Source organism: Ramlibacter sp., from assembly GCF_013697775.1.
GTDB lineage: Bacteria > Pseudomonadota > Gammaproteobacteria > Burkholderiales > Burkholderiaceae_C > Ramlibacter.
Genome location: NZ_JACCWG010000205.1, coordinates 1 through 15,930, shown reverse-complemented (window position 1 = coordinate 15,930; position 15,930 = coordinate 1). Strand labels below are relative to the sequence as shown.

17 protein-coding genes are annotated in these 15,930 nt (G+C 69.6%); 8 read left to right on the top strand and 9 right to left on the bottom strand.

Going from position 1 to position 15,930, the window contains the following annotated elements:
* Both H0U68_RS10160 and H0U68_RS10155 read right to left on the bottom strand, forming a co-directional pair.
* Nucleotides 1-296 (bottom strand): LysE family transporter (locus tag H0U68_RS10160; protein WP_296355175.1); only part of this gene is annotated, 296 nt, incomplete at its 3' end.
* Nucleotides 296-1,249, bottom strand: a complete 954-nt coding sequence (locus H0U68_RS10155; protein ID WP_296355174.1) for an NAD-dependent epimerase/dehydratase family protein — start codon at nt 1,247-1,249, stop codon at nt 296-298. The genes H0U68_RS10155 and H0U68_RS10160, both read right to left, overlap by 1 nt.
* Between H0U68_RS10155 and H0U68_RS10150 the strand changes: the two genes are divergently transcribed.
* Nucleotides 1,248-2,279: a LysR substrate-binding domain-containing protein gene (locus tag H0U68_RS10150; protein WP_296355172.1), complete on the top strand. Its 1,032-nt coding sequence runs from the start codon at nt 1,248-1,250 to the stop codon at nt 2,277-2,279. The two genes, H0U68_RS10155 and H0U68_RS10150, sit on opposite strands and share 2 nt — an antisense overlap.
* 32 nt (nt 2,280-2,311) lie before the next feature.
* Here the strand turns inward: H0U68_RS10150 and H0U68_RS10145 are convergent, their stop codons facing one another.
* Genes H0U68_RS10145 through H0U68_RS10135 form a run of 3 tightly spaced genes read right to left on the bottom strand, consistent with a single transcriptional unit; the run spans nt 2,312 to nt 4,407 of the window.
* A complete protein-coding gene (locus H0U68_RS10145; RefSeq protein ID WP_296355170.1) occupies nt 2,312-2,644 on the bottom strand; it encodes a DHCW motif cupin fold protein in 333 nt (110 codons plus the stop codon).
* 31 nt (nt 2,645-2,675) lie between these two features.
* Entirely contained in the window at nt 2,676-3,479 is an 804-nt protein-coding gene (locus H0U68_RS10140; RefSeq protein ID WP_296355169.1) for an ABC transporter permease, read from the bottom strand.
* A gap of 1 nt (nt 3,480) precedes the next feature.
* Nucleotides 3,481-4,407 carry an ATP-binding cassette domain-containing protein gene (locus H0U68_RS10135; protein ID WP_296355167.1) on the bottom strand — a complete coding sequence of 309 codons (927 nt, stop codon included), beginning with the start codon at nt 4,405-4,407 and terminating at the stop codon, nt 3,481-3,483.
* A gap of 85 nt (nt 4,408-4,492) precedes the next feature.
* On the opposite strand from H0U68_RS10135, the gene asd reads away from it, so the two are divergent.
* Nucleotides 4,493-5,293 (top strand): archaetidylserine decarboxylase, encoded by an 801-nt coding sequence (asd, locus tag H0U68_RS10130; RefSeq protein WP_296355178.1) that lies wholly within the window; start codon nt 4,493-4,495, stop codon nt 5,291-5,293.
* 424 nt (nt 5,294-5,717) lie between these two features.
* Here the strand turns inward: asd and H0U68_RS10125 are convergent, their stop codons facing one another.
* Nucleotides 5,718-7,211 (bottom strand): AMP nucleosidase, encoded by a 1,494-nt coding sequence (locus H0U68_RS10125; protein ID WP_296355165.1) that lies wholly within the window; start codon nt 7,209-7,211, stop codon nt 5,718-5,720.
* A gap of 172 nt (nt 7,212-7,383) precedes the next feature.
* Between H0U68_RS10125 and H0U68_RS10120 the strand changes: the two genes are divergently transcribed.
* Nucleotides 7,384-7,641, top strand: a complete 258-nt coding sequence (locus H0U68_RS10120; protein ID WP_296355163.1) for a hypothetical protein — start codon at nt 7,384-7,386, stop codon at nt 7,639-7,641.
* A 1-nt stretch (nt 7,642) separates the two neighbouring features.
* Here H0U68_RS10120 and H0U68_RS10115 read toward each other — a convergent pair whose 3' ends face one another.
* The 3 genes from H0U68_RS10115 to H0U68_RS10105 form a co-directional block, all read right to left on the bottom strand.
* Nucleotides 7,643-9,391, bottom strand: a complete 1,749-nt coding sequence (locus H0U68_RS10115; protein WP_296355161.1) for a hypothetical protein — start codon at nt 9,389-9,391, stop codon at nt 7,643-7,645.
* A gap of 131 nt (nt 9,392-9,522) precedes the next feature.
* Nucleotides 9,523-10,890, bottom strand: coding sequence for a glutathione-disulfide reductase (gene gorA / locus H0U68_RS10110; protein WP_296355159.1), 1,368 nt, complete (start codon nt 10,888-10,890; stop codon nt 9,523-9,525).
* Entirely contained in the window at nt 10,887-11,792 is a 906-nt protein-coding gene (locus H0U68_RS10105; protein WP_296355157.1) for a LysR family transcriptional regulator, read from the bottom strand. The genes gorA and H0U68_RS10105 overlap by 4 nt, the downstream gene beginning before the upstream one ends.
* 118 nt (nt 11,793-11,910) lie before the next feature.
* On the opposite strand from H0U68_RS10105, the gene H0U68_RS10100 reads away from it, so the two are divergent.
* From H0U68_RS10100 to H0U68_RS10080, 5 genes are all read left to right on the top strand, one after another.
* Nucleotides 11,911-12,549: a glutathione S-transferase gene (locus H0U68_RS10100; protein ID WP_296355154.1), complete on the top strand. Its 639-nt coding sequence runs from the start codon at nt 11,911-11,913 to the stop codon at nt 12,547-12,549.
* Nucleotides 12,550-12,573: 24 nt separating this feature from the next.
* Nucleotides 12,574-13,482 (top strand): pyridoxamine 5'-phosphate oxidase family protein, encoded by a 909-nt coding sequence (locus H0U68_RS10095; protein WP_296355152.1) that lies wholly within the window; start codon nt 12,574-12,576, stop codon nt 13,480-13,482.
* A 40-nt stretch (nt 13,483-13,522) separates the two neighbouring features.
* The gene (locus H0U68_RS10090) at nt 13,523-14,326 is read left to right on the top strand and encodes an ABC transporter permease (protein ID WP_296355150.1); all 804 of its coding nucleotides are present in this window, start codon (nt 13,523-13,525) and stop codon (nt 14,324-14,326) included.
* Between the two features lie 5 nt (nt 14,327-14,331).
* The gene (locus H0U68_RS10085; protein ID WP_296355148.1) at nt 14,332-15,372 is read left to right on the top strand and encodes an MlaD family protein; all 1,041 of its coding nucleotides are present in this window, start codon (nt 14,332-14,334) and stop codon (nt 15,370-15,372) included.
* A partial coding sequence (locus H0U68_RS10080) for a hypothetical protein (RefSeq protein ID WP_296355146.1) occupies nt 15,369-15,930 on the top strand: 562 nt, incomplete at its 3' end. The genes H0U68_RS10085 and H0U68_RS10080, both read left to right, overlap by 4 nt.

Genomic DNA, 15,930 nt, shown 5'->3' with positions numbered 1-15,930 from the left:
TGCGCCGCGCCCGCAACCGGCGGGCGCCACATGCGCGCGCCCAGGTAGATCACATACAGCCCGCCCGCGGCCGTGAGCGCATCGGCCACGCCGCTCCAGCGCGCCACCAGCGCCGCCACGCCGGCGGCCGACAGCGCGATCAGCACCACGTCGCCCAGCACGATGCCCAGCGTGGTCAGCGCGGCGCCGCGCCGGCCGCGCTGCGCCTCGCCGGCCACCAGCAGCGTGGCGGGCCCCGGCACCAGGATCACGAAAGCGGCGGCCGCGAGAAACGCCCAGGCGTGGTGGATGGGCATCAGGTGGCCGGCGCGCTTGCCGCCTGCGCGCGCAAGGCCTCGAGGTGCTGCACGATGAAGCCGTCCAGCCAGTCCGCCGTGTTGCCGAAATAGTGGCCGGCGGCCTGCGCGCGCGCCGTGTCCATGGCGTACGGCGCCGGGTAGTCGAACGGGCTCAGCTCCGAGGGCGTGACCTCGCTGCGCACCGGGCGCAACTGCTCGGGCCGGCCGGCCAGCGCGCAGACGCGGCGGTGGATGTCCACCGAAGTCAGCACACCGTCGTCGGCGGCATTGACCGGCCCGAGCAGCGGCGCCTGCGCGACCCAGAGCAGGAAGGCGACGATGCCGGCGGGGCTGGTGAACGAGCTCGCACCCGGCACGGCCGCATGCCACAGGGCGCGGCCCTGCAGCACGCGTTCCACGTACTCGCGCAGCCGCCCGGTGAAGTCGTCCGGCCCGGACAGCACGTGCCCGATGCGCACGCTGGTGAAAGGCAGCCGGTCGTCCTGCTGCAGGAACGCCTCGGCCTGGCGCTTGCCGCGGCCGTAGGACACCTCGGAGAACTCCGGCGCGTGCCAGGGATAGGCGTGGTCCACCTCCACCCGGTCCAGCGCCAGGTCGGCTTCGGTGAATGGCTGTCCGCCGGGCAGCGGCAGCCCGCGGTAGACCTCGATGGTGGACGACATCACGTAGCGCCCGACCTTGCCGGCGAACACCTCGGCCGAGATGGCCGCATCCAGCGGGCTGTAGCACATCTGGTCGTAGACGACGTCGTAGCGCGCGCCGTCGAACGCGGCGCGCATCGCCGCAGCGTCGCGCCGGTCGACGCGGATGCGCCGCACTGTGTCGCCAAAATCATCCGCCGCCCGGCCGCGCGTGGCCAGGGTGAGGTCGCAGCCTTGCTCCAGCAGGCCGCGCACCAGGCGTTTGCCGAAGAAGCGCGTGCCGCCGATCACCAGTACCCTTGTGGGCATGAAGCCATCCTTTCGTGAAGATCCACCGGGCGATGGTCGGTCCGGCGGGCGTTCCGAACAAGACGCCGCAGCCGATGCTCAGGCTCGGGATTTCGAGGGCTCGCCGGGGCGCATCGGGCTGGGCGGGCTGGTGGAGTTCGAAAGCGTGGCGCGGCACGGCAGCATCGCGCTGGCGGCGCAGGCGCTGGGCAAGAGCCCCTCCGCGCTGAGCCAGCAGGTCAAGCAGCTGGAGGCGCGGCTGGGCCTCGCGCTGGTGGACCGCCGGGCACGCAGCATTGCCATCACCGGCCAGGGCCGCGCACTGGCAGCCACGGTGTCGCGCCTGCTGGACGCGCTGGAGCAGGAGGTGCATGCGCTCCGGCAGGACGACCCGGAGACCACGCTGCGCGTGACGGCGACGCACTCGCATGCGATCAAGTGGCTGATTCCGCGCCTGCACCGCTTCACCGGGCGCCATCCCGCGTTCGACCTGCGGGTGGAAGTGAGCGACCAGGTGATGGACCTGCAGGACGGCCGCATCGACGCGGCGCTGCGCTACGTGCAGGCGCGCGACGCCGACGCGGACCTGCTGTACCGCGAGCAGCTGGTGGCGGTGTACAGCCCCGACCTGCCGCTGGCCGCCGGGCCGGTGGCGCAGGCGCTGCTGCGCCACCCGCTGCTGCACGAACATTCGCCGCAAGGCTGGAAGGACCTGCTGGCCGCCAACGGCCACACGCCGGCGCACCGCGACTTCTCGCGCAGCTACAGCCACGGCGGGCTGCTGGTGCAGGCGGCGGTGGCGGCGCAGGGCGTGGCGCTGGTGCCGTATTCATTGGCCTGCGAAGACCTGGCGCAGCGGCGCCTGCTGCCCGCGCCGTGGGCGCCGGTGCCGTCGGCCTATGGCTATTGCTTGCTGCTAGCGCAGCCGCAGTCGACCAAGGCGCGGCTGCTGTCCGACTGGCTGCATGCGGAAGCGCGCGACACGCTGGCGGCGCTGCAAGCGCTTTCCGGTGACGTGCTTCACAGGAAGGCGACGGACGCGGCTGCGTAGCGCGGCAGGCTCGCGTTGCCTGCGCCTGCCGCTCAATCCACGATGAACAGCCTGGCGCCTGCGGCGGTGGACGAGCGATGCGCGGCATCGCCGAAATCGGATACCTGGTAGCTGGTGCCGGGCCGCAAAGTGAACCTGCGGCCGTCGGACAGTTCGGTGTCCAGCTCACCCTCGAGCACCAGCAGCACGTGGCCCCGGTCGCACCAGTGGTCGGCCAGATAGCCGGGCGAGTACTCCACCATGCGCACGCGCACATCGCCGATCTGCAAGGAACGCCAGTGCGCGACGCCACTCTCGCCGGGATGGGCCGTCGGCTCCAGTTGCTGCCAGTCGGTGACGGTGAAGGGGATGTCGGGGATCTTCATCGCGCAACCATACAGGCCTGCGGGCCGGGCGTCACGCCGCGAAGCGCTTGCGCGTGAGCGCCAGTGCGATCCAGAACGCGACCACGGCGTAGGCGGCCAGCACCAGCAGGTGGCGCACCGGGTGCGCCGGCCACTGGTCCATGAACATCGGGCGCACCAGTTCCACCGCGGCGGTGAGCGGCAGCCACTCGGACACGGCGCGCACGGCGGCGGGCAGCTGCTCGCGCGGGAAGAACACACCGGAGAGGAACATCATCGGCGTGAGGAACAGGGTGAAGTAGTAGGTGAAGAAATCGTAGCCGGTGGCCAGCGCGTTGAAAATCAGGGCGATGCAGGAGAAGGTGATGCCCACGCCCAGCAGCACTGGCCAGGCCACCAGCAGGTGCGGGCTGGCGCTGATGCCCAGCGCCAGCATCACGCCCAGGATGGCGGTGGCGGTGAACACCGCCTTGAAGCCGGCCCACAGCATCTCGGCCATGATCACGTCGTCCAACCCCACCGGCGCGTTCATGATGCCGTCCCAGGTTTTCTGCACGTGCATGCGCGAGAAGGCGGAATACAGCGCCTCGAACGAGGCGGCGTTCATCGCGCTCATGCAGATCGAGCCGCTGGCCAGGAACAGGATGTAGGGCACCTCGGTGCCGCCCAGGCGAACCTGGCCGACCAGCGCGCCCATGCCGTAGCCGAAGGCCACCAGCCAGATCAGCGGCTCGGCGATGTTGCCCACCAGGCTGGGAATGGCCAGCTTGCGCCACACCAGCAGGTTGCGCAGGAACACCGGCCACCAGCGCATGGAGAGCACGGGTGGGCGCCAGTGGGATGCGGCGGTGCTCATGTCATCCTTCCTCGCGGATCTGCCGGCCGGTGAGCTTCAGGAACAGGTCTTCCAGGTTGGCCGGGCGGTGCAGGGTGCGCAGCCGGGGATGTTCGCGCGCCAGCACGTCCAGCAGCGGCTTGGCTTCCTCGGTGTAGAAGAAAACGGTTTCGCCGCTGACCTCGGTGCGCGCGGCCAGCCGCGTGAGGGGCGACTGCGCCAGCGTGAGCGCGCCTTCGCCGTAGGCTTCGACCACGTCGGGCTCCAGGTGCTCGGCGATCAGCTCGCGCGGCCGGCCCTCGGCGATGCCGCGGCCATGGTCGAGCACCAGCAGGCGCGAGCACAGGCGCTCGGCCTCGTCCATGAAATGGGTGGTCAGCAGGATCGACTTGCCCTGCTGCAGCAGCAGCTGCAGGCGTTCCCACATCAGGTGCCGCGCTTGCGGGTCCAGCCCGGTGGTGGGTTCGTCCAGCATCAGCAGTTTCGGGTCGTTGACCAGCGCGCGCGCCAGCGACAGGCGCCTGCGCATGCCGCCGGAGAGTTCGCCCGGCTTGGCATCCGCCTTGTGCGAGAGCGCGGCGAACTCCAGCAGGCGCGGGATGCGTTCGCGGATGACGCTGTCCTTCATGCCGAAGTAGCGGCCGTAGACCAGCAGGTTTTCGACGCAGCTGAAGTCCGGGTCCAGCGTGTCGAACTGGCTCACCACGCCCAGCTGCGCCTTGATGGCCAGCGCGTCGCGCGGCATGGCCAGGCCCAGCGCGCGGATCTCGCCCGCGTCGGGCGTGGTCAGCCCCAGGCACATGCGGATGGTGGTGGTCTTGCCGGCGCCGTTGGGGCCGATCACCCCAAGGCATTCGCCCGGCGCGATGTGGAACGACAGATCTTCCACCACGGCCGTGCTGCCGTAGCGTTTACGCAGGTTCCGGACATCGAGAAGCGGTTCGCTCATGCAGGCTGGCTATTATGCGGACATGTTTCCGCCGCTCCCGATCCAGCAACAATACCTCCTCCCCAAGAAGCTGCTCACTGTACTGATGGGCAAGGGCGCCAGCCTGCACGGCGGTGCGCTCACGCAGTGGGTGATCCGCAAGTTCGTGGCGCACTACAAGGTGAACATGGACGAGGCGGCCGACCCGCGCCTGGAGAGCTACGACACCTTCAACGATTTCTTCACACGGCCGCTGCGCGAAGGCGTGCGGCCGATAGCCGCCGCGCCCTTCGTCTGCCCGGTGGACGCGGCGATCAGCCAGTACGGCCCGATCGAGCACGACCAGATCTTCCAGGCCAAGGGCCACAGCTATTCCACCCGGGCCCTGGTCGGCGGCGACGCGGTGCTGGCCGCGCAGTTCGACCACGGCCATTTCGCCACGCTGTACCTGGCGCCCAAGGACTACCACCGCATCCACATGCCTTGCGAGGGCCGCCTGAAACGCATGATCTACGTGCCGGGCGACCTGTTCTCGGTGAACCCGCTGACGGCCCGCCACGTGCCGGGCCTGTTCGCGCGCAACGAGCGCGTGGTGTGCGAGTTCGAGAGCCTGTCCGGTCCGATGGTGATGGTGCTGGTCGGCGCCACCATCGTGGGCAGCATGGCGACCGTGTGGCACGGCGTGGTGAACCCGCCGCGCACGCGCGAGATCCGCGAGTGGCGCTACGACGACCAGAACGTCGTGCTGCACAAGGGCGACGAGATGGGCCGCTTCCTGCTCGGCTCCACCGTGATCCTGCTGTTCCCGAAGAACGTGCTGACGTTCACGCCGGACTGGGCACCTACCCGGGCGGTGAGGTTGGGGGAGGCGATGGCGGCTGTGTACGAGAGCGAGTCGGCGCTGTAATTCAGGCGTGCCTGCGGGGTGGCATCGGCTGGTGGCCGGGGTACCCGTTCTCCGGGCCACGCTCGCGGGCGTCTGCTACGGTCGGCAGACATCTTCACGTCAACACCGGGTCGGCACGCAAGCTCCGTAGCGACCGCGAATGGTCCCTGCGCCCGGGTACCCCGACCACCAGCCTCCAGCGAGGTTTCCGCTTGCCGCACGGGGGCCCGCCTTCGTTGGCGCACCCACACGCTCGTTGGAAGGACGGTGGTGGGGGTGGGTCAGGCGCCGGTCCATTCGCGGTTGCCACAGAGGCTGCGCGGCACCCTGGTGTTGACGACGAAATGTTTGCGTGCCCGGGAAGACGCCCGCGAGCGTGATCCGGCGCATGGCCCACCCCCGCCACCGTCCGATGCCACGGTCTCCGAGCGTAAAAACCAGAACCCTACTGAAACGCCACTTCATCGAAACTCCGCAGCTTGCGCGAATGCAACCTCTGCGGTCCTTGCGAGCGAAGAATCTCGATAGCCCGCATGCCGATGCGCAAATGCTGGTCGACCCGTTCCCGGTAGAACTGGTTCGCCATCCCCGGCAGTTTGATCTCGCCATGCAGCGGCTTGTCGCTGACACAGAGCAGCGTGCCGTAGGGAACACGGAAACGGAAACCGTTGGCCGCGATGGTGGCGCTCTCCATGTCCAGCGCCACTGCGCGGCTCTGGCTGAAACGCCGCTGCGGCTCGTTGCCGGGCAGCAGTTCCCAGTTGCGGTTGTCGGTGCTGGCCACCGTGCCGGTGCGCATGATGCGCTTGAGGTCCGCGCCCTTGAAGCCGGTGACGTCGGCCACCGCGCGCTCCAGCGCGACCTGGATTTCCGCCAGCGCAGGGATCGGGACCCACAGCGGCAGTTCCTCGTCCAGCACGTGGTCCTCGCGCACGTAGCCGTGCGCCAGGACGTAGTCACCCAGCTGCTGGCTGTTGCGCAGGCCCGCGCAGTGGCCCAGCATCATCCAGGCATGCGGGCGCAGCACCGCGATGTGGTCGGTGATGGTCTTGGCGTTGGCCGGGCCGACGCCGATGTTCACCATGGTGATGCCGCCGTGGCCGGGGCGAAACAGGTGGTAGGCGGGCATCTGCGGCAGCCGCGGCGGCGGCGCGCCGAACTGGTCGACCGGGTGCGCGGGCGAGCCCGCGCGCCGCGTCACCACGTTGCCCGGTTCGATGAAAGCTATGTATTCGCTGTCGGGCCGCGACATCTCCTCGTGGCCCAGGCGCACGAATTCGTCGATGTAGAACTGGTAGTTGGTGAACAGCACGAAGTTCTGGAACCAGTCGGGCGCGCTGCCGGTGTAGTGGCGCAGGCGGTGCAGCGAGTAATCGACGCGCGCGGCGGTGAACAGCGACAGCGGCTGCGCGTCGCCCGCGTTCTGGCGCCAGGTGCCGTTGGCGATGCCGTCGTCCATGCTCGCGAGATCGGGCAGGTCGAACAGGTCGCGCATCATCGCGCGCCGCGCGGGCGGCATGTTGCCTTCGATGTGGTCGTTCTCGGCGAACGAGAAATGGATCGGGATCGGCTCGTGGCTGGTGCCCACCTCCAGTTCGACGCCGTGGTTCTGCAGCAGCAGCTGGAACTGCTCCAGGTAGTAGTCGGCATACAGGTCGGGCCGCGTGAGCGTGGTCTCGAAGCGGCCCGCGCCGGCCACGAAGCCGTAGCTCAGGCCCGAATTCTCCAATACAGCTTGCGGCACCACCGTGTCGGTGTGGATGCGTACGAACGGGTAACAGGCGCGCACCGCGCCGGGCAGCGATTCGCCCGCCACGAAGCGCTGCATGGCTTCGCGCAAGTGGTTGATCTGCTGCGCATAAATGGCGTGGACCTGGGCCAGCGCGGAGGCCGGATCGCTGTGCCGCGTGGGTGCGATGAAGGGTGGCGTGAGGGGCATGCGCCTATTGTGCAACGCACATCAAGACTGTCTGCGCAGGGCCCGTCGGGAGTGCGAAGCCGTCCTACAAAGCGTAACGCCGACGCCTGACGTTACAAATTCGGCTCTCCTGCCAAAGTCCATTCCATCAAGAAACCGCAATCAAAAGCACAAAGCAACCGGAGTCCAACGAATGACAACAGCAACGATGGCCAATCCCTTTGCCCTGATGGTCGATCCCGCGCAAGTGCGCCAACGGGTCGACGGATCCGAGCAGCTGAGTAAATTGAGCAACCGCCAATGCCATCCGCTGGACCGCGCCGTGATCCGTTGCGCGAGCGCCGAGATCGCCGCCTTCGACGCCAAGATCGACCGCACCACCATCTACCTGCCCCCTGAAGAAGACAAGAACATGGTCGTGATGCGCAGCTACGGCCGCCGCGTCAACTGATTTAGCTGACACGCCGCGCCGGCACCCCCTGCGGTGCCGGCCGCCAGGGCTGGGTGGCCTGTTGCTGCTGCTGGCGCAACCAGGACTCGTGATCCCGCTTCCACTGGTCGGCCATCAGCTTCTGGCGCCGCTCCCAGGCCTCGCGCCTGGCAGCATCCTCTTCACGACGCGCCTGCTGCTCCTCCCGCACCTGCTGTTCCTCGCGACGCGCCTGTTCCTGCCGGCGCGCCTGCTCTTCGCGGCGTGCTTTCGCTTCGCGCTGCACCTGCTCCTCGCGTCCCGCCTGATCCTGCAGGCGCGCGAGCTGCGCGCGCCGCTCCTGCGCGATGCGCACGTCCTCGGCGCGCCGGGTTGACGCGGCCACGTCGGCCAGCCGCTTCTGGTCCACCGCATGCTTTGCCTGCGCGATGCGCTTGTCTTCGGCGGCGCGCAGCGCCAGCTTGTGTTCCTCGGCCGCGCGCTGCGCGCGCAGCCTGCGTTCCTCGTCGCCGCGGCGCGCCTGCAGGCGGCGCTCCTGCTCCGCACGCTGTGCATACAGGCGGTGTTCCTCCTGCGCTTTTTGCGCCTGCAGCTTGCGCTGTTCCTCGGCGCGGCGCGCCTGCACGGCACGCTGCGCGCGCTCGGCCCGCAATGTTTCCTTCGCGTCCTGCGCCGCCTTCGCCTGGCGCTGCGCTTCGCGTTCGCGCTTTTGCGCCAGGGCAATCGCATTTGCACTGGCAATCGCGATTGCATTCGCGTCCGCACTCGGTTTGGCTGGTGCCGCGGCCGGGGCCGCAGGCACCACGGCAGCCGCAGGTGCGGGCGCCGGTTTGATGGCGGCGAGCACAGGCACGGGCACGGGTGGAACGACCGCGGCGACCGGTTTGGCAACGGCCTGCACCGGCGCAGGGATGATGGCGACTGCCGGCGCGGCAGCAACCGGCTTCATGGCCGGCACCGTTGGCGCGGGTGCTTGCGCGACGACCGCGGAGGCCGCCGGCTTTGCCGCCACCGGCGCCCCCGCAGGAGCGGTCAGAGCCACCGTCCGCACCGCCGCCGGCTGGACCTGTGCCTGTGCCTGCACCGGCACCTGCGCCACCGGCTTCGGCGGCGCGGTCGGCTCGCCGCGGATGCGGGCCACCGTCCAACGGTCGAAGTCGTCGGCCGCCATGAAGGCCGGGGTCGGGCTGCGCGCCAGCGAGCGCTCGCGGAACGTCAGGCGCTGGCCTGTGCGCACGTCCTGGTTCTCGCCGCGTTCGCCATAGGCCACCGCGGCGCCGCTGATCACCGTGACGCGCGTCGTGCCCGCCTTGGTGTCCACGTCGATGCGGTAGTCGCCCGCCTGGCGCAGGCGCAGCGCGAGCTGCGGCGTGCCGATCTCCAGCACTTCGCCCGGCGCCATGCGGCCCACGTGCGCGGCCAGCGTGCCTTGCGTCAGCGCAAGCTGCGTCACCCCTTCGAGCGCGGGCTCCAGCGTCACGTGGCTCTCGCTGGCCAGGCGCAGCGTGTGCGCGCCCGACTGCAGTTCCGCGCGCGAGCTGCGGTCGGTCCACAGGCGGTCGCCCCGCTGCAGCGGGGGCTGTCCGCGCGCGTCGATCCATTCGCGTTCTCCGCGCGGCGACACCGCGGCCGATCCTTCGACGTGGTTGAGCACGGCGGCGGGCACCGACACCACCTGGGCCGGCGCGCAGGCGGCACCGAGCACCAAGCCGGCCGTGACGAGGCATTGCAGCATGCGGCTGCGGCTGTACGTGGGAGAGTCAGCGTCCATGGCCTGTATGAACGCATAAGCTCGTCAATGGATGGCAAACGCTTTGTAAAGCGCGGCGCTTGTGAGACTTATTTCTGAGCCAGCGTGCAAGCTTCCAACTGCAGCTCAACCATAAGAGCAGGATGCCACATTCAGCGCTTGACAGGCTCGCGCATGGTCACGAATTCCTCGGCCATGGTCGGGTGGATGCCGACCGTGGCGTCGAACATCGCCTTGGTCGCGCCCGCCTTCATGGCCACCGCGAAACCCTGCACGATCTCGCCCGCGTCCGCGCCCACCATGTGCAGGCCGACCACGCGGTCGGTCGCGGTTTCCACCACCAGCTTCATCAAGGTGCGCTCGGCGTTGCCGCTCAGCGTGTGCTTGAGCGCCTTGAATTCCGAGCGGAAGATGGTGACCTCGCCGAATTTTTTCCGCGCCGCTTCCTCGCCGTCGCCCACGGTGCCGATGTTGGGATGCGTGAACACCGCCGTGGGAATGAAGTCGTAGCTGAAGCTGCGGCGCTTGCCGCCGAACAGGTGATCGACCAGCACCATGGCTTCGGCCAGCGCCACCGGCGTGAGCTGCACGCGCGAGGTCACGTCGCCCAGCGCGTGGATGGAGGGCACCGAGCTGGCGTAATGCGCGTCCACCTTCACCGCGCCGCTCACGCCCTGCGCCACGCCCAATGTGTCCAGCCCCAGGCCCGACACATTGGGCATGCGGCCGGTGGCATATAACACGGTATCGGCCATGACGGCGGCCCCATCCTGCAGGGTGACGCGCAGGCCGCCGGCTGTCTTCTCGATGGCGTGCACGTCGGCGTGCAGGCGCAGGTCCACGCCGTGCTTGCCCATCTCGCCGGCCACGAAATGCCGGATCTCGTCGTCGAAGCCGCGCAGCACCTGCTCGCCCCGGTACAGCTGCGTCACCTGCGCGCCCAGGCCGTTGAAGATGGAGGCGAACTCGCAGGCGATGTAGCCGCCGCCCACCACCAGCAGGCGGCGCGGGAACGGGTCCAGGTCGAACATGCTGTCGGAAGTCACCACCAGTTCGCGGCCGGCGAAGTGCGGCACGCTGGGCGTGCCGCCGGTGGCCACCAGGATGTGGCGGGCGGTGACGGTGCGCGTGCTGCCCTCCATTTGCACCTGCACCGCCTGAGGGCCGTCCAGCCGTGCCCAGCCGCGCAGGGTTTCCACGCCGGCGCTGCGCAGCAGGTTCTCGTAAATGCCGTTCAGGCGCGCGATTTCCCTGCGGCGATTGGTTTTCAAGCGCTCCCAGTCGAAGCGCGGTTCGCCCACGTCCCAACCGAAGCCGGCCGCGTCCTGGAAGTCGTCGGCAAAGTGCGCCGCGTAGCTGTACAGCTTTTTCGGGATGCAGCCCACGTTGACGCAGGTTCCGCCCAGGGCCGCGGCTTCCGCCAGGCCCACGCGCGCGCCGCGCTGCGCCGCCATGCGGGCGGCGCGCACGCCGCCGCTGCCGCCGCCGATGACGAACAGGTCGAAGTCGAAGCCGCTCATCGCGGAGTCCTTTCAGGCATGAATTGGGTGATGTCGCCGCGGATGAAATCGATGAAGGCCCGCGTGCGCACCGGCAACAGCCGGGCATGCGGGTAGACGATGTGGATCGGCCGCGGCGGCAGCTCGAATCTTTCTAGCACGATCTTCAACTGCTTGCCTGGCAGGTACGGTGCCACCTGGTAAGAGAAGAACATGCCCAGGCCCGCGCCCGCGATGCAGGCATGCACGGCGGGCACCACGTGGTTGAATTCCAGGTTGCCGCTCACCGGCACGCGGAACTTGCGGCCGTTCTCGGTGAATTCGCCCCAGCTGGGCGGGCGGTCCACGCGGCGCACGCAGTTGAAGTCCTGCAGCTCGCGCGGGTGCTTGGGCGTGCCGTGGCGGCGCAGGTAGGCCGGGCTGGCCGCCACAACGCGGCGCACCTCGCCCAGCGGCACCGCCACCAGCGACGAATCCTCCAGCCAGCCGATGCGCACGCCCAGGTCCATGCCTTCTTCCAGCAGGTTGGTCATGCGGTCCAGCAGCACGACGCTGCAGCGCACATCGGGATAGCGCGCGACGAAGCGGGTGACGGCGGGCGCCACGTACATCTGGCCGAACGGCACCGGCGCGGTGATGGTGAGGTGGCCTGCCGGCACGGCCGCCTCGGCGCGCAGCGCGGCCTCGGCGTCCTCCAGCGCGGCCAGCACCTGGCGGCAGCGTTCCAGGTGCTGGCGGCCGTCCTCGGTGAGCGACAGGCTGCGCGTGGTGCGGTTGAACAGCCGTACGCCCAGCTGCGCCTCGTAGGCGGCCAGCGCGCGCACCACCGCCGGCAGCGATGCGCCCATGACCCGTGCGGCGCCGGTAAGGCTGCCTTCGTCGGCGATGCGGGTGAAGGTCTGCATGGCCTTGAACTTGTCCATGGCGAAGGATATTACTGCGCGGATCGCAAGAGTGAAATGAAATGCGCGGCATTTATTCAACCGTTCGCAGTAAAGACAATGGCGGCTCACCAACGCAAGACACGACCGAGGAACCACCATGAGCAACACCGCCCCCGCCCAGCCGATCCGGCTGCACCGCATGCACCTCTCCGGGCACTCCCACCGGGTGGAGCTGTTCCTGTCGCTGCTCGGGCTGCCGTACGACATGGTCGATGTGAACCTCGGCCAGGGCGAGCACAAGAGCCCCGCGTTCCTGCGCATGAACGGCTTCGGCCAAGTGCCGGTCATTCAAGACGGCGACGTGACGCTGGCCGATTCCAACGCCATCCTGGTCTACCTGGCCGGCCGCTACGCGCCGGGCGAATGGCTGCCGTCCGATCCGCTGGGTGCTGCCCGCGTGCAGCGCTGGCTGTCGGCGGCCGCCGGCCCGCTGGCCTTCGGCGCGGCGGCGGCGCGCGTGATGGAAGTGTTCAAGCGCGAAGGCGACCGCACGCCCTTCATCGAGCGCGGCCACCAGCTGCTGGCGGTGATGGAGCAGGAGCTCGCGGGCCAGCCCTTCCTGGCAGGCGAGCGCGCGACGCTGGCCGACGTGGCCAATTACAGCTACGTGGCGCGCGCGCCCGAAGGCGGCGTGTCGCTGCAGCCGTATCCCGCGGTGCGCGCCTGGCTGGAGCGCATCGAGGCGCTGCCGCGTTTCGTGCCGTTCGCGCGCACCCCGGTCGGCCTGGCCGCCTGAGCCGGCTGCAGCAAGGAGCACGGCATGACGGCGCCCACCTTCCACGACGGCGAGATCGCGCTGCAGCGGCGCGCCGGCTCGTACGAGCGCATGGCCGCGGCCGGCCCGCGCGTGATCCGCGGCTTCATGCCCGACCAGCACCGCGAGTTCTTCGCACTGCTGCCGCTCCTGCTGGCCGGCAGCCTGGATGCCAGCGGCCAGCCCTGGGCCTCGGTGCTCACCGGGCCGGCCGGTTTCGTGCATTCGCCCGACGCGCAGCTGCTGCGCATCGACGCGCTGCCGCTGCCGCACGATCCGCTGGCGGGCCGGCTGCGCGAGGGCCTGTCGATCGGGCTGCTGGGCATCCAGCCGCACACGCGGCGGCGCAACCGCATGAACGGCACCGTGGCCGCGCTGGACGCGGGCGGCTTCAGCGTGCGGGTGGACCAGAGCTTCGGCAACTGCCCGAAATACATCCAGGCGCGCGAGCCCGTCTACCTGCCGGACGCCCCCGCCGCTGGAGCGCCGCAGGCGATGGACGCGCTGGACGCCGATGCGCGCCGCGCCATCGCGCAGGCCGACACCTTCTTCATCGCCACCGGCCATCCGCAGGCGCCGGCCGGCGCCGGCCAGCCCGCCTTCGGCGTGGACGTGTCGCACCGAGGCGGCCCGCCGGGCTTCGTGCGGGTGGACGATGACGGCGTGCTGCGCGTGCCGGACTTCGTGGGCAACGGTTTCTTCAACACGCTGGGCAACCTGGCGCTGGAGCCGCGCTGCAACCTGCTGTTCATCGACTACGCCAGCGGTGCGCTGCTGTCCGTGGTGGCGCGCGGCAGCGTGGAATGGACGGACCAGTCGCCGCCGCGAGGCACGGCGCTGACGGCGCGGCGCGTGCGCTTCGACGTTGCGTGGGCGCTGCGCATCCCGGGCGCATTGCCGCTGCACTGGACCTGAGGGCCGTCGGCGCCGGTCGACCCGTTACCATCGGCGGGTCATGACCCAACTGACGCATTGGTACCGCCTGATCGGCCATACCGGCATGGCGCCGCTGCGCTGGCTGGCCGCCTGGGTCCGCATCGTCTTCTTCGGCGCGGTGATGCTGGTGCGCATGCTCACGCCCTCCAGCTACGGGCCGCAGACGCGCTACAACCTGGCGCGCCACGCCTACCTGGACACCGCGCCCATCCTGCTTTGGTTCACCGTGCTGATCGCGCTGCTCACGTTGATCATCACGCGCATCGTGGTGGTCACCGCGCAAAGCTACGGCCTGTCGCAGTACGCGCTGGAAATGGTGATCCGCGTGCTGGTGATCGAACTCATTCCGCTCACCGCGGCGCTGTTCGTCGCGCTGCGGTGCACCATCCCGAGCGGCGCCGCGCTGGTGGAGATGCGCCGCATCGGCCACTTCCGCACCCTGCGCCGCGACGGGCTGGACCCGATCGCGGTGGAGGTGCTGCCGCGCCTGATGGCCGGCGTGTTCTCCTGCATCACGCTGGCCGCGCTCAGCTGCATGGTGGCGATGGTGCTAGCCTACTACGCGGTCTACGGCCCCACCACCGCCGGCATCCCGGGCTACACGCACACCTTCGGCCGCGTGTTCACGCCGGCGGTGTCGCTGATCTTCATGCTCAAGACGCTGTTCTTCGCGCTGGCCGTCAGCATCATCCCCATGGCCTCGGGGCTGAACGACGTGGAAGGCGACGGCTCGCGCGAAAGCGCGGCGCTGCAGGGCCTGGTGCGCATGTTCGGCGTGCTGCTGCTGCTGGAAGCGGTGTCGCTGGTGGGCAACTACATCTGACGACCATGGCCGAGGATCCCCACGCAGCTTCCGCTTCCGGCGTGCCGCAGGCACCGCCCGCCCAACCCGAAACCGGGGTGCAGAACTCCGAGCCGGCAGCCAAGGCGACTGCCGCGCAGGTGGAGAACCTGGAGTTCAAGGCCGCCGCGCTGCTGCTGTTCACCGTGGCGCTGGTGCTGGGCGCCGTGCTGTTCGTGCTGCATGCACGCGGCGTCTTCGAGCCGCAGCAGGCGCTGGTGCTGGTGGCCGACGACGCGGAAGGCGTGGCGCCGGGCATGGACATGACCTTCTCGGGATTCCCGATCGGCCGCGTGCGCCAGGTCGACCTGAACGACAAGGGCCAGGTGCACATCACGGTGGACGTGCGCAAGGACGACGCCAAGTGGCTGCGCACCTCCAGCGTGTTCACGCTGGTCAAGGGCATCGTCGGCGGGGCCCAGCTGCGTGCGTATTCCGGCGTGATGACCGATCCGCCGCTGCCCGCGGGCGCCCAGCGGCCGGTGCTGCGCGGCGACGCCAACGCCGAAATCCAGCGCGTGATCGGCGCGGCGCGCGAGGTGCTGGACAACCTGAACCAGATGACCGGCCAGAACTCGGAACTCAACCGCACCGTCGCCAACCTGCAGGCCTTCAGCCTCAAACTGCAAAGCAGGCAGGGCGCGCTGCACGCCGTGTTCGGCAACGAGCAGGACGCGCGCAAGCTGGTGCAGGCGATCGAAAACGCCAACGCGGTCATGACGCGGGTGGAGCGCCTGGCCGCGGATGCCGACCGCAAGGTGTTCGGCGCCGACGGGCTGGCCACCGACGCGCAGACCAGCGTGCGGCAGTTCAACGTGCTGTTGTCGGATGCGCGCGCCAGCATGAAGCGCGTGGACGCGGTGCTGGCCGAGGCGCAGGCGGTGGGCACGAACCTGCGCAGCGGCACGGCCGACCTGGGCAGCCTGCGCAACGAAGTCGAGGCCAACCTGCGCAAGATCGAGGACATGATCAACGACCTCAACCGCAAGTTCCCGCTTGCGAAGGAACGGAAGATCGAACTGCCATGAAAGCGTTGTCCATCTTCCTTGTGGCGATGCTCGTTGCCGGCTGCGGCAGCAAGCCGCGCCAGCCCGACTGGCTGGTGAATGCCGACGGCGCGCAGGAACGCTTCGAGCGTGCCTGGCTCTCGGGCAACGAGCGCGTCGCCGCGGCCGAGTTCTCGAAATTGCGCGCCGAGTTGGCGAGCACCGCGAATCCGGCGTTGGTGGCGCGCGGCGAACTCACGCGCTGCGCGGTGCAGGTGGCCAGCCTGCAGCTGGACCCGTGCACCGGATTCGAGCCGCTGCGCGCCGACGTGACCGATGCGGAGCGCGCGTATGCCGATTTCCTGGCGGGCCGGCTCGCGCCCGAGAACGCCAAGGCGCTGCCCGAGGTCTACCGGCCGGTCGCAACCAGCGCCGCCGGCGGCGGCGAAGCGGCCGTGAAAGCCATCGGGGACCCGCTGTCGCGCCTGATCGCCTGCGCCGTGCTGCTGCGCACCGGCCGGGCCGACCCGCAGGTGCTGCAGATCGCGGCCGATACCGCGTCCGGGCAGGGCTGGCGCCGGGCCGTTGTCGCCTGGCTGG

Bases quoted from the DNA above. Each gene is read 5' to 3' on its own strand.
- H0U68_RS10150 (WP_296355172.1), top strand. From the start codon at position 1,248: ATGAAGCCATCCTTTCGTGAAGATCCACCGGGCGATGGTCGGTCCGGC.
- H0U68_RS10155 (WP_296355174.1), bottom strand. From the start codon at position 1,249: ATGCCCACAAGGGTACTGGTGATCGGCGGCACGCGCTTCTTCGGCAAA.
- H0U68_RS10145 (WP_296355170.1), bottom strand. From the start codon at position 2,644: ATGAAGATCCCCGACATCCCCTTCACCGTCACCGACTGGCAGCAACTG.
- H0U68_RS10140 (WP_296355169.1), bottom strand. From the start codon at position 3,479: ATGAGCACCGCCGCATCCCACTGGCGCCCACCCGTGCTCTCCATGCGC.
- H0U68_RS10135 (WP_296355167.1), bottom strand. From the start codon at position 4,407: ATGAGCGAACCGCTTCTCGATGTCCGGAACCTGCGTAAACGCTACGGC.
- asd (WP_296355178.1), top strand. From the start codon at position 4,493: ATGGGCAAGGGCGCCAGCCTGCACGGCGGTGCGCTCACGCAGTGGGTG.
- H0U68_RS10125 (WP_296355165.1), bottom strand. From the start codon at position 7,211: ATGCCCCTCACGCCACCCTTCATCGCACCCACGCGGCACAGCGATCCG.
- H0U68_RS10120 (WP_296355163.1), top strand. From the start codon at position 7,384: ATGACAACAGCAACGATGGCCAATCCCTTTGCCCTGATGGTCGATCCC.
- H0U68_RS10115 (WP_296355161.1), bottom strand. From the start codon at position 9,391: ATGGACGCTGACTCTCCCACGTACAGCCGCAGCCGCATGCTGCAATGC.
- gorA (WP_296355159.1), bottom strand. From the start codon at position 10,890: ATGAGCGGCTTCGACTTCGACCTGTTCGTCATCGGCGGCGGCAGCGGC.
- H0U68_RS10105 (WP_296355157.1), bottom strand. From the start codon at position 11,792: ATGGACAAGTTCAAGGCCATGCAGACCTTCACCCGCATCGCCGACGAA.
- H0U68_RS10100 (WP_296355154.1), top strand. From the start codon at position 11,911: ATGAGCAACACCGCCCCCGCCCAGCCGATCCGGCTGCACCGCATGCAC.
- H0U68_RS10095 (WP_296355152.1), top strand. From the start codon at position 12,574: ATGACGGCGCCCACCTTCCACGACGGCGAGATCGCGCTGCAGCGGCGC.
- H0U68_RS10090 (WP_296355150.1), top strand. From the start codon at position 13,523: ATGACCCAACTGACGCATTGGTACCGCCTGATCGGCCATACCGGCATG.
- H0U68_RS10085 (WP_296355148.1), top strand. From the start codon at position 14,332: ATGGCCGAGGATCCCCACGCAGCTTCCGCTTCCGGCGTGCCGCAGGCA.